The 12,593-nt window shown below is 51.2% G+C and carries 11 protein-coding genes, 1 pseudogene and 1 CRISPR repeat array; of the genes and pseudogenes, 11 read left to right on the top strand and 1 reads right to left on the bottom strand.

Annotated elements, in window-relative coordinates; translation table 11 throughout:
* Positions 1-24 precede the first annotated feature (24 nt).
* A complete protein-coding gene (locus tag ACFVQB_RS11395; RefSeq protein WP_379438460.1) occupies positions 25-972 on the bottom strand; it encodes a methyl-accepting chemotaxis protein in 948 nt (315 codons plus the stop codon).
* Between the two features lie 273 nt (positions 973-1,245).
* Here ACFVQB_RS11395 and ACFVQB_RS11400 point away from each other — a divergent pair, with 273 nt between their 5' ends.
* The 11 genes and pseudogenes from ACFVQB_RS11400 (at position 1,246) to ACFVQB_RS11450 (ending at position 12,581) form a co-directional block, all read left to right on the top strand.
* Positions 1,246-1,371: a hypothetical protein gene (locus ACFVQB_RS11400; RefSeq protein WP_379438463.1), complete on the top strand. Its 126-nt coding sequence runs from the start codon at positions 1,246-1,248 to the stop codon at positions 1,369-1,371.
* 37 nt (positions 1,372-1,408) lie between these two features.
* Positions 1,409-1,498: pseudogene (gene tnpB / locus ACFVQB_RS11405) on the top strand (IS66 family insertion sequence element accessory protein TnpB); the annotation flags it as partial.
* A 192-nt stretch (positions 1,499-1,690) separates the two neighbouring features.
* The gene (locus ACFVQB_RS11410) at positions 1,691-2,455 is read left to right on the top strand and encodes an SDR family oxidoreductase (RefSeq protein WP_379439669.1); all 765 of its coding nucleotides are present in this window, start codon (positions 1,691-1,693) and stop codon (positions 2,453-2,455) included.
* A 384-nt stretch (positions 2,456-2,839) separates the two neighbouring features.
* Complete coding sequence (locus ACFVQB_RS11415; protein WP_379438466.1) at positions 2,840-4,255, top strand: RNA-guided endonuclease InsQ/TnpB family protein; 1,416 nt, start codon at positions 2,840-2,842, stop codon at positions 4,253-4,255.
* A 987-nt stretch (positions 4,256-5,242) separates the two neighbouring features.
* A CRISPR array of direct repeats spans positions 5,243-6,560; the repeat unit is 33 nt; unit sequence GTCGCACTCCGTATGGAGTGCGTGGATTGAAAT.
* A 127-nt stretch (positions 6,561-6,687) separates the two neighbouring features.
* Positions 6,688-6,873 (top strand): hypothetical protein, encoded by a 186-nt coding sequence (locus ACFVQB_RS11420; RefSeq protein ID WP_379438469.1) that lies wholly within the window; start codon positions 6,688-6,690, stop codon positions 6,871-6,873.
* Positions 6,857-7,135 (top strand): hypothetical protein, encoded by a 279-nt coding sequence (locus tag ACFVQB_RS11425; protein ID WP_379438472.1) that lies wholly within the window; start codon positions 6,857-6,859, stop codon positions 7,133-7,135. Before ACFVQB_RS11420 ends, ACFVQB_RS11425 begins: the two co-directional genes overlap by 17 nt.
* Before the next feature lie 438 nt (positions 7,136-7,573).
* On the top strand, positions 7,574-8,359 hold the full coding sequence (locus ACFVQB_RS11430; protein WP_379438475.1) for an ABC transporter ATP-binding protein: 786 nt from the start codon (positions 7,574-7,576) through the stop codon (positions 8,357-8,359).
* Between the two features lie 47 nt (positions 8,360-8,406).
* Positions 8,407-9,207 (top strand): ABC transporter permease, encoded by an 801-nt coding sequence (locus tag ACFVQB_RS11435; protein WP_379439672.1) that lies wholly within the window; start codon positions 8,407-8,409, stop codon positions 9,205-9,207.
* Between the two features lie 24 nt (positions 9,208-9,231).
* Entirely contained in the window at positions 9,232-10,068 is an 837-nt protein-coding gene (locus ACFVQB_RS11440; protein ID WP_379438478.1) for an ABC transporter permease, read from the top strand.
* A 90-nt stretch (positions 10,069-10,158) separates the two neighbouring features.
* Positions 10,159-11,214: an ABC transporter substrate-binding protein gene (locus ACFVQB_RS11445; RefSeq protein WP_379438481.1), complete on the top strand. Its 1,056-nt coding sequence runs from the start codon at positions 10,159-10,161 to the stop codon at positions 11,212-11,214.
* Between the two features lie 29 nt (positions 11,215-11,243).
* Positions 11,244-12,581 carry an LLM class flavin-dependent oxidoreductase gene (locus ACFVQB_RS11450; RefSeq protein WP_379438484.1) on the top strand — a complete coding sequence of 446 codons (1,338 nt, stop codon included), beginning with the start codon at positions 11,244-11,246 and terminating at the stop codon, positions 12,579-12,581.
* Positions 12,582-12,593 lie beyond the last annotated feature (12 nt).

Raw genomic sequence — 12,593 nt, forward strand, 5'->3', positions numbered from 1 at the left:
GCTGGAGATCAAGTCATGACTAAACTATTCCGCCCGAACCTTGAAGAACGAGATCAGTTCCGCAGTGGCGGACATTTCTTGTGTGCTTGCGGATATTTCCTCGATAGAGCTGGAGATATCCTGAATTTGGCTCGCCACTTTATTCGTTGCAGTCAAAATATTCTCAAAGAATACGCCAGTCTCTTGCGTGACCTGCAAGCCCTTCTTCACTTCTTGAGAGCCTAGTTGCATCGCCTCAGCCGATTGAATGATATCCCGCTGGATCTCTTCAATCAATTGGCGGATTTGCTTGGCTGACTCCTGCGATTGCTCTGCCAGATTGCGTACTTCTCCTGCTACAACCGAGAAGCCTCTTCCTTCTTCACCTGCACGAGCCGCTTCAATCGAAGCATTGAGGGCCAGCAGATTGGTTTGTCCGGCAATTTCCGTAATCATATTCACAATGTTGCTAATTTGATTCGAGTTATTTTCCAAAGACTGAGTGGACTCGGACGTATGTTGTACTGCACCGGAGCGTTGCTCCATGCTTAGCGCTTCATCTGCCACATCGGCCGAACTGCTGGCAATCGTCTGGACAACCGTTGACATTTCGGTCATCGCGCGAGCACTCTCCACCGTGGCTTGGTCTTGGGAACGAAGTCCACCGGAAATATCTCTCATATTGGTACTGATAATCTGAATGTTCTCATTATTTTTCTCGGAAATGCCCAATAATTTCTTGGATGAGTCCGAGAGATGATGAGAAGTCGTCTGTAGTTTAAACATCGTGTCGTTGATCCGTCGAGTCATCGTATTGAATTTCTGATTGATAACACCCAGATCGTCCCGACCCGTCTGTATTGTTACATCCAGGTTCCCGGTGCTGACTTCCACAATCCCATGCATCAGGCCTGCTGATCGAGATAGTGTTTTCTTTAACAGAATGTATTGCAGCACCATGAACAGAAGCAGGAAACCTCCGAGGAAGATCATACTATACGTAAGCAGCTTATTGAGTCCTTTCAGGAATAAGTGATGCAGGGTCTACCATACGTACGTAAAACCAAGTCGCACTCTGTATGGAGTGCGTGGTATTTGACGCTTACGGAAATAACGTAAACGTCAAACCCAACATACCTGTCCATACCAATTAGAGTCGGTCACAATAAATCCATCACGCATACGAAAGAATTGATTGTGAATGGAGATGAATGACAAGCGTTATGGGCGGAACGAATTCAGACATATCAGAACAGTGGGTAAACGATGAAAGCTTGGTGTGCGGAGCAGAACCTGACCGTTTATCAATTAAAATACTGGCTCTACAAAGCCCTTGGTCAGGCCGCAGCAACCGGAACGAACATCAATCCAAGTCGAGGTCGCTCGGATTGATGTTCGTTCCGGTTTTGAACCGGGGCGGCTTCGCGACGTGGTTGCGGCAATCGTACAGGAGCAATTTGCGCTTAACCCGTTCTCCACGGCACTGTTTTTGTTCTGCAACCGCAGGCTGGATAAGATCAAAATCCTGCACTGGGATCATACCGGCTTCTGGCTCTACTATCACAGACGTGAGGAAACTGAATTATTTCGAGGGAGTTTAGTTTCCCATAGGCTCATTAACGACAAACATGATTTCCGAATAAGAGAGCAACATTTCAAACATCACCTTGTGATAAAACTAAACATGAATTCCAAACAAGGAGATGAAGGCATGGGTAAGTTGAAAGATAAAATCGCTTTAGTAACCGGTGCAAGCCGGGGGATTGGTCGTGGCATTGCATTACGCCTGGCACAGGAGGGCGCATTAGTCGTAGTACACTATGGAAAAAAACAATATGAAGCAGAGGAAATAGTTCATAAGATTGAGCAAAGTGGAGGTGCCGCATTCACGATCAGTGCTGACTTAAGTACCCCTAATGGCATTCATTATTTATATGTGAAATTGGATGAAGTTCTTCGAGACCGTACAGGCGATAATCGGTTTGATATTCTTGTCAATAATGCTGGAATCGGTCAAATTGTAACCATAGAAGAGACGACGGAAGAATCTTTTGACGAAGTCATGAACATTAATGTCAAAGCACCACTTTTTGTTACTCAGCAAGCTTTGCCCCGTCTGAAAGATGGAGGTCGTATCATCAATATCTCCTCTTTTGTAACACGCGTGGCCTCCCCTAGTGTTTTTTCCTACAGCATGTCAAAGGGGGCGATTGACACACTTACACGCGTCTTAGCCCAGCAACTTGGGAGCCGTAATATTACGGTGAACGCCATCCAGCCTGGCATTATTAATACAGAAATGAATGCCGGGACTTTACAAGATCCCAATGGACAGAAATTTGCCGCCGGTCTTTCAACCTTCAAAAGGTGGGGGGAGCCTGAAGATGTTGCAGATATTGCTGCCTTTCTTGCCTCGTCGGACAGCCGTTGGGTAACCGGTCAATTGATTGATGCAAGTGGCGGATCTCATCTGTAAATTAGGGTTCTATAAAGCTCTTAAGCTAGCTTTCCGAACCTGTTAATTACTCAATAAGCTGCGCCGTCTCTTATCGTTCGAGTCGGACAAACCAGCAGCGAGCTTCCCTCGGGATTCAACCCGAAGCTGCTACGCGAAATCGCGCATGCGCTGGAGTCGCCATGTTGACGCTATCCGGTGCCCAGCGCGTCTATTTGGCCTCTGGATCAACGGATCTGCGCAAATCTATCAATTTGCGCAGAGAGGACTCCCACTTCTACAAGAGGTGAGGTGAATCGGCGACTGCTTGTGATTCTGACAAGATATTCTTCCTTCTCCTGGTCAAATGCGGTATGATGAGATAGAACATATATTCGCATTTTGAACTTGGAAGGAGGTGAGAACATGTCGAATTTGATGAAGCGATACCGAACTTTTCAAGTGTGGATTAAGCCCGGGCATCGGATGTTTGCGTACCTGAATCAATCGTGTCAAGATGCCAAGAACCTTTACAATACGACCAACTTTTATATTCGTCAGGTGTTTACCGCCTTTGGGCGCAATGAGCCGCTGCAGCCGTTGCAACAGAACGTGATGGATACGCTTGCGGCGCACATCGATGCCATGAATGGCCGACTCAGCGAGAAAAATCGTTCCCAACCCTTCCAACTGCCGTCTCAGGAGAGTCCCTTTGTTCATTATCGCTTCTTGGACGCCTTGTTCAAAGTGATGGAACAACCCGATTACCGCGCGCTCTCAGCTCAAAGCAGTCAAGGGATCATGAAGGTTGTGTTTCAGAATTGGACCGCCTTTTTCACCAGCATGAGGGACTATTGCAACCATCCCGAGAAGTATCGTGGAAAGCCCCATATCCCAGGATACGCTCGCGGCAAGGTGAAAGAACTGATGTTCTCGAATCAGGATTGCATCATCAAAGAACGGAAATATCTCAAGTTTCCCAAGACCCGGCTGCAGCTTAACGTCGGAAAACTGGGAAGTACCTATGGGCAGTTAAAGCAGGTGCGTGTCGTTCCGAGGTATGGTCAATACGTAGTCGAGTTGGTCTTTGCGTGTCAGATCGAAAAGATAGAAACATCGAATGAAAACGTAATGGCGATCGATCTTGGCGTCGACAATCTTGCAACCATCGTCACCACCACCGGATCACAGCCGATTGTGGTGAAGGGCAAGATCGTCAAAGCAATGAATCAATACTACAACAAGATGAAGGCTTATTATACGGGCATTCTTCGTCAGGGCAAAGAGCCGGGTAAAGGCGCTCACATGTCCGGACGTTTGGAACGTTTGCACCTAAAACGCCATCGCAGGATCAAAGATTTGTTCCACAAGGCAAGTCATTGCATCGTCAAACTGGCGGTGAAGGAACAGATCGGCACGATTGTCGTCGGACATAACGAGGGATGGAAGCAAGCGTCAACGCTCGGACGGCGCAACAACCAGAACTTCTGTCACATCCCGCATCAGATGCTCGTCTCGATGATCCGATACAAAGCGGCTGAACAGGGAATTGCGGTCATCTTGACGGAAGAAGCCTACACCTCGAAAGCCTGCTTCATGGATCAGGACCCTCTGCCGCGATATGGCGAAAAAGGTGAGCGGGTCTTCTCCGGAAAAAGAGTGTATCGCGGGTTATATCAGAGTCCGAGGGGCTTGATTCATGCGGATGTGAACGGCGCTGCGAACATCATGCGAAAAGTATTCCCAAACGTATCGGCAAACGGAACGAATGGGATAGCGGGGTTGGATGGCAGGAATACCATCAACGTGTCAACTCCACTGGTGTTAAGCATCCTGAAATAAGGGGTGAGACATCAGAAACCCCCAGTTTAACCGAAGCGAAAGCGTCGGTAAGTGGCGGGAGTATTCATTGACGGATTGGCCTGGACATCATTCTGTACGACTACCAGTCGGGACGCGGCGGAGAATTACCGAATGAACTGTTGGGACGCGTGTACGCCGTGTATCGCTTGGTCGGTTGGGGGATGCTTCCGCTGGGTGCCTTACTTGCGGGTATTATTACACAGTGGTTCGGAGTACAGACCTTCTTCCTGATATCTGCTTTGGTAAATGTAAGTTTATTTGTACCTATGCTAAAAGTGTTGACTAATGAAAACTTGAGATTACAAATGAAAGTCGATGCATCATAATTGCTGGAGTGACGTTCATTCGGTCATAGCGAATATACTGCCGGAACCTTGACCAAGCGTTATTCTGTAACCTTGTTCAGCAAAATACCAATGCATGCAAACACAATACCCGTTCAGTGCAAATATTTTATCTGTGAAAACGTTAGTATTTTTCCTTAAACGCTGATATGACTCAACCCTTTTTCGTGCAACGTTCGATTTTTGAATCATCTTATAGCTGATCTGGAGATGGAACTTGAAAAATTGAAAAACCGATGATGGCTTAAAGGATTTCCCTCAACTTACCATGTAATTTGAGGGGAGTCCTGCAGCCAGCTTGTTGAAGCAGTATTGGATGGGTCTAGGGGCGTGGGTGATGTCTGCGAAAAAGGGGTCAGACAAGCAGGTTAAAAAATGCAATGCGATTCAAGAAATCATTAATCCTTCCGAATAGCGGATCATAGTTGAAGGTGCGAACCCCAAGCTCACATAAAATCCCTGGGGGATTCGCACCTCAGATTTTGTCGAAAACATCGAATTCATGACCTTTTGGCAACGATTTGGATGAAGTAGATTGCCATTATTAGTGAAATGACATACGATAGTGGTGAAAATACGCGATTTTAACGCATCTCTTATTGGAGATACGTGTTTTTTCGCTGTCGCACTCCGTATGGAGTGCGTGGATTGAAATCTTAACGCAGGCAAAGCGAGACGAGGCGAAATGGGTCGCACTCCGTATGGAGTGCGTGGATTGAAATTGGACGGAGATTACCGCGTACTTGAACCGATTGAGGTCGCACTCCGTATGGAGTGCGTGGATTGAAATCGATTAACGCGTACGTTACGAGGTCAACGCCGATCGTCGCACTCCGTATGGAGTGCGTGGATTGAAATTGTTTCCGTTCATCTTGAGGATGTCCGCCCCGGTGTCGCACTCCGTATGGAGTGCGTGGATTGAAATGATAAAAACCGCGCGAGCATCCGTAACCTGAACGGCGTCGCACTCCGTATGGAGTGCGTGGATTGAAATGATACCGCGTCTCAGATCACCAGTTTTACCGAGGTCGCACTCCGTATGGAGTGCGTGGATTGAAATCGTAAGAGACATACTTTGCGTAATGTCGCGGATAGTCGCACTCCGTATGGAGTGCGTGGATTGAAATGTCAGCATGTCACGCGCATTTAATTCCCGCTTCTTGTCGCACTCCGTATGGAGTGCGTGGATTGAAATTTCGCGTCAAGCAGCTCCATTACGTCCCATCCGAAGGTCGCACTCCGTATGGAGTGCGTGGATTGAAATGGCCTCAGCGTCAGTTACACCGTCGAGGTCCTTGAGTCGCACTCCGTATGGAGTGCGTGGATTGAAATATGCCATCAATGTAGTTGTGGCGTTGTGCGTCCATGTCGCACTCCGTATGGAGTGCGTGGATTGAAATCTTCTCGTCCACTACAATATGGAAACTGGCCTGGTCGCACTCCGTATGGAGTGCGTGGATTGAAATCTCCTGGAGAACGCATTGGATGCAAGTGCGTGATGTCGCACTCCGTATGGAGTGCGTGGATTGAAATACCTCCGAGAAGTCCGATAACCCGATAAACGAAAAGTCGCACTCCGTATGGAGTGCGTGGATTGAAATCCGTCACCGACATGCGTAAAAACCTCATTGAGCGCGTCGCACTCCGTATGGAGTGCGTGGATTGAAATATGGATAGTTGGAAATCGTCTACGCCCAACACTGTGTCGCACTCCGTATGGAGTGCGTGGATTGAAATTCTGCAATCTGTTTCGGTGAAACCGCTTCGTCAGTGTCGCACTCCGTATGGAGTGCGTGGATTGAAATAAAGATGGATTAATGAGTATTGCTGAACATCTAAGTCGCACTCCGTATGGAGTGCGTGGATTGAAGTCAACAGCAAAGCCCAGCGCATTGACGAATTGTGCCGTCGCACTCCGTATGGAGTGCGCGGTTTAACTATGTCCAAATTCCATTTCCCACATAAATAGCCCAAAACCAAGACGCTTGTGTTCATCTCACTCCTGTCTTGGTTTTGGGCTATCAACTATTTAATTCTCGGGTACGCTCTGTCGCAGTATGTGGGAAGTTGGATCAGCTCCTGCAGCTGCTGCGACACCGCAGAGAGCTCGTCGAAGGCGCTGACGATGGAAGGCATGAAGGCCTCCTGTTCTTCGACGGATTGCTGAATCTGTTTCCTGCTATTCGCTGCCTTGCTGACACTCGCGGACAGTTCATCCGCGGTGGCGGACATTTCCTTGGTAGAGCTGGCTGAGCGCTTTGTCCGCCATGTCGGCGGAGCTGCTGGCGATCGTTTGCACGGCGGTGGACATTTCAGTCATGGCTCGGGCGCTTTCCACCAATGCCTGATCCTGGGTGCACAGTCCGGCCGAGATGTCCCGGATGTAATCCAGGTATTCGCGCAAATCCTTTTGCACGGAACCGGAATAGCTCTTTTCGTTAACGGCGTCCAGAACCTTGTTGACATCAAGGTCTTCGGACCATTTGGCCGTCGTGATTTTAGCCTGGTCGTATAGCTGTTGGATCAGGATGCTCTTCTGAAGCTGTTAGTGTAATTAAGAGACATCAATGTGGGGCGAAAAAAGTTCGTTTGCGCCAAATTGCGTTGTTGCCCCGGCTTTTTCGTGTTTGCGCATCCCATGGATTTACTATCCCTGCAAACGATTCAAACGGAATTGTTGTGAGCCGACTGTATTTTGGAATAGTATGGGTGCATAAAAAAACACCTTGACAACCGGAATGCTTGGTGATAGATTACACTAAATAATTTTCATATATTCCTACCTATTTACTTGGTTAAATGTCGAAAATGGGATGAATTCACACGCATGCGGCTGACTGTACAAACAGAGGCACGCTTGGCGAAACGGAAAACCGCAAGGTTTCCTGTTGTCGTTGAGGTGCTTTTTTCGATTTTGCGCATTTAACCTAAATATTGTAGAGGAGTGATTGGTATGGGAGGAGTACCTGCATTGCTGGAAATCCAAGGGCTGAGCAAAAGCTTTCGAACGGGTCAACAATCCGTGCAAGCCCTCAGGCACATTGAACTGGACGTGAAGGAAGGGGAGTTCGTCACCGTTATCGGGCCGAGCGGCTGCGGCAAAAGCACGCTGCTGCGCATCGTTGCAGGACTGGACGGTGGCTACGAAGGCAGCGTCAAGCTGGCCGGTGAGCCGATCGCCGGACCAGGCATCGACAAAGGCTTCATTTTTCAGGAACCGCGCTTGTTTCCTTGGCTTACGGTCGAGAAGAACATTGCGGCAGACCTGTCGTTGGGAGACAAGGACGTACGCCGGCGGGTGGACGAACTGATTGAACTGGTCAAGCTGAAAGGGTTCGAAAAGGCGTACCCCAAGGCGCTTTCCGGCGGAATGGCCCAGCGCGTAGCGATCGCTCGCGCATTGCTGCGCAATCCGCGCATCCTGCTGCTGGATGAACCGTTCGGAGCGCTGGATGCGTTCACGAGAGCGCACATGCAGGAGGTGTTGCTGGATATTTGGGAACACAACGGAACGACGATGATCTTTGTCACGCACGACATTGATGAAGCCGTGTTCCTGGGAAACCGGATTGTTATCCTGAAGCCCAGGCCAGGGGAGATCCGTGGGCGCATTTCAGTGGATTTACCGTATCCCCGCAAGAAGGCATCAGCAGGCTTTCAGGAATTCCGCTACAAGGTTCTTAATGAATTCGAACGCATTGACGAGCTTGCCTTCGGCGAAGCTGGAGCGGGCATATGAGCAAGGAAACGGCTAACGCGCATATGTCGAAATGGAAGGTGGAAGGAATGGGCCAAACGACTGCCAGCGGGTCGGCCGGAGCACGCAAGCCCTATCGGGACAAGCTGAGCGCGCTGGCATGGGGTTCAATCCTCCCTGTCACGGTGCTCGTGCTTTGGCAATGGCTCGGGGATCGGGAACTGATCTCGCCGCTGCTCTTCCCGACCCCGCTTGTCATTTTGGAATCATTGGTCTGGATGTGGGATTCGGGCATGCTTGCGGAAAACCTGGGAACGAGCGTATACCGCATGCTGGCGGGATTTTTCCTGGGCGGTGGGCTGGGCCTCCTGCTGGGGCTGTTCGTGGGCTTGTCACGCAGCGTTGAGCGTTTGCTGGATTCCACGATCCAGATGGTGCGCATGATTCCGCATATCTCGGTCACCTTCCTGTTCGTGCTGTGGTTCGGCATTGGCGACACCTCCAAAATTTTGCTGATCGCAAAAGGCTGCTTCTTTCCATTATATATTTACACCTTTTTGGGAATACGGAACACGGACCGTAAACTGTTCGAAGTGACGCGTGTTCTGGCTTACAGCCGTTTCAAACAGATTGTGCGGCTGGTTCTTCCGGCCTCCGTGCCCAATATCGTGACCGGCGTAAGGCTGTCGCTGGCAATTGCCTGGGGGAGCCTGGTTGTTGCCGAAATGATGGGAGCCAGTTCCGGTCTGGGATTCGTCATGATGGATGCCCGGGCCATGAGCGACACGCCGACCGTTTTTGTCGGCATTGCGCTGTTCACGGTTCTCGGCGTGATCACGGATGCGATCGTGCTGCTTGCCGAACGCCGGCTGCTGGCGTGGAGAGATTGACATTCGAGAGGAGGGAGTAAATACATGAAAGAGCAAGCGCAGGCATTCAGGACGGGAATTACCCCGGCGCGGCCAGGCGGCCAGGAGAAGCAACGCCTTTTCGGAAAGCATTTTTTCATCGCAGCGTTGCTGCCCGCCATGATCCTTATCGTTTGGCAATGGGCCGGCAGCATGGGGCAAGTCAGTCCGTTGCTTCTGCCGTCCCCGCTGGCCATTGCAGAGGCGTTTGCACAGCTGGCGGCAACGGGAGAGCTCTTCGTACAGATCGGGCATAGCCTGGTCCGTGCATCGATCGGCGTGTTTTATGGCGCTTTCGCGGCGCTGTTGCTTGGCGGGCTGATCGGCTTGTCCCGCACGGCAAGCAAAATCATCGATCCGTCGCTGCAATTGCTGCGCCTTACGCCAAGCCTGGCTACGGCCCCAATCATCATTTTGTGGTTTGGCTTTGGCGAGACATCAAAGATCGTCATTATAGCCTTCGGCGCGTTTTTTCCATTATATATGAGCACCGTTCAAAGCATTTTGGGCATTGACAAGAAGCTTTCCGAAGTCACGAAGGTTCTTTCCTTCGGCAAAGTCCGGCATTTTACCAGACTGGTCCTTCCGGGGGCGATGCCGGGCATTCTCTCGGGCCTGCGGTTGTCCATCGCATACGGCTGGCTCGGCCTGGTCGTGGCCGAACTGCTCGGCTCGCAGTCGGGAATCGGTTTCCTGATGAGCCACGCCCAGACGAATTCCCAGCCGGAAATCATTTTTGTGGGCGTGATCATCTTTGCAGCGATGGGCAAGCTGATCGACGTTCTCGTTGCTTCGGTGGAACGCAGGCTGCTGGGCTGGCGGGACAGCTATACCGGCAACTGACGGATTTCGGACTCAGGCTTCCGATGGATACAGGCATTGTAGTGGCTATACCGTTTACAACACACATCAATCATATGGGGGAAGAAAACGATGAATACAACAACGGCATTGATGAAGCGCACAAAGCGAAAAGGAGGATGGCTCGGCCTGCTGCTGGTCTTTGCCCTGCTGCTTCAGGCCTGCAGCAGCGACAAGGCGACTCCGTCGGCAGGTCAGGATAACGCAAGCGGGAGCGGAACGGAGAGCGCAGCGCCTTCGCAGGCTTCGGTGGATGCGCTGACCTACGGTTTCGTGGGCACGAACAAACCGGGCGGCATCGAAGGCTGGGGTTTACACACCGGAATCATCCAGGAGGAACTGAAGAAGAAGTACGGCATAGAAAAGGTGGAACTGGTGCCGTTCCAGACCGGGCCGGACCTGAATGAATCGGTCATTGCCGGACGTGTGGACGTGGGCAATTCCGGTGACACGCCGGCGCTGTTGGCCCGTTCATCCGGAGCGAAAACACGCCTTATCAACTTTACGAATACCGAGGTCAACTCTATTTTGATCGGTCGAAAAGACGGTCCTAAGTCCGTTGAGGATTTGAAGGGCAAAAAAGTCGCCGTGGTCAAAGGCTCGCTGATGTATCGCTTCCTGATCGGTTACCTTAATGAAAAAGGGCTTGAAAACGACGTGGAGATCATCAACATCAACAGCATCCCGGATACGGAGGCCGCGCTGATTCGCGGGGAGATCGATGCGTATGCCTACGGCAGCGGCTTCTACTCTGCATACAAACTGCTCAAAGAAGGCTACCCGTTGTTGGCCGAATCGAAGGAATATCCTAACCTGTTGAGCGTCAGCGTCGTGTACGCCGCCGAGGACTACTTGGAGAAATTTCCGGGGTTCCAGCAAGTATGGCGTGAAGCGCTGAAAAAATCGTACAACGATCTCCGATCCAAACCGGATGAATACTACGCCTGGGTTTCGGAAACCACAGGTACGCCAATCGAGGCGCTTAAGGAGATCCAGCCGATCGGGCAGCTTCCGTCGGAGCCATTGTCCTCGGAAGGGATTGAGCGCATCAAGGCGTCCAAGGATTTCCTCATTCAGGAGAAGCTGGCGAAGCGTGATTTCGACATTGACGAATGGATCGCCGAATAATCGTACGATATATAAGGAGGGAATCGACCATGTCTGGACAAAAGAGACAGCTAAAGCTTGGCATCGGACTGCAAGGGGGCGGGGGACACTGGAGGGACCCCGATGTGCGCGCCGATGGCGCAGCCAGCATCGAGGCCTATCAGGAGTATGCCCGCATCGCGGAAGCGGGGAAATTCGACTTCGGTTTTATCGCCGATTCCGCTTATATCACCAAGGATTCCACGATTCCATTTCTGAGCCGGCTCGAACCGATGACCGCTTTGTCGGCAGTTTCGGCGGTGACTACGAATCTTGGACTTGTGGGTACCTTCACCACATCGTACAGCGAGCCGTTCACCACGGCGCGCCAGCTTGCTTCGCTGGATATCGTCAGCGGGGGACGGGCAGGCTGGAACGCCGTCACCTCTGCGCTTGAAGGAGTTGCCAGAAACCACGGGCACGACAAGCTGCACGATCATGAGCTGCGTTACCGCATTGCAGCCGAATACATCGAGGTGGTCAAAGGGCTGTGGAACTCCTGGGAGGACGATGCGTTTCCCCGCAACAAGGAAACCGGGGAGTACGTTGACCTCGACAAATTGCATACGCTGAACCACGTAGGCGAGTTTTTCAAAGTGCAGGGACCGCTTAATATGGAGCGATCGAAGCAGGGTCACCCGATTATTTTCCAGGCCGGTGCCTCGGGAGCGGGCCGGGATTTGGCCGGCCAGTATGCTGATGCGGTGTTCACCAGCTTCGAGGATGCCGATCTGGAGAAGGCGCAGCATACCTACAGGGATATTAAGGATCGGGCCGCCGCTTACGGGCGCAATCCTGACGAAGTGTTGTTGTTCCCGATGATCTTCCCGATCGTGGCTCCGACCCCGGAAGAAGCCGAGCGTTTATATGAAGAAGGAAACCGATTCATTGACGTTGAGTATGCCGTGAAATACCTGGGACGGTATTTCAGCTTCTTCGATTTTTCGCAGTTTGACCTGGATCAACCGTTGCCGGAACTAGGCGATATCGGGCAGAACAGCTTCCGCTCGACGGCCGAGTACTATTTGCGCATCGCCAGGGAGGAGAACCTGACGCTGCGCCAGCTCGCATACCGGGCAACGAATCCCCGGGGCGATTTTGTGGGCACGCCCGAGTATGTCGCGGACAAATTTCAGCACTATTTCCAGGAGCGGGCTGTGGATGGCTTCATTCTAGCGGGATCTCACCGCAATCTGCGCAATTTCGTGAACCAGGTGGTTCCGTTGCTCCAGGAACGAGGCATCTTCCGGACGGAATACGAATCCGATACGCTGCGCGGCAATCTGGGCATCTCGTTTCCGGAGAACCGGTATGCGCTGGCCAGAAAGCAAGCCGCCGTACATGAATAATCACACCCAAGG

Source organism: Paenibacillus sp. NPDC057886, from assembly GCF_042796655.1.
Lineage (GTDB): Bacteria > Bacillota > Bacilli > Paenibacillales > Paenibacillaceae > Paenibacillus.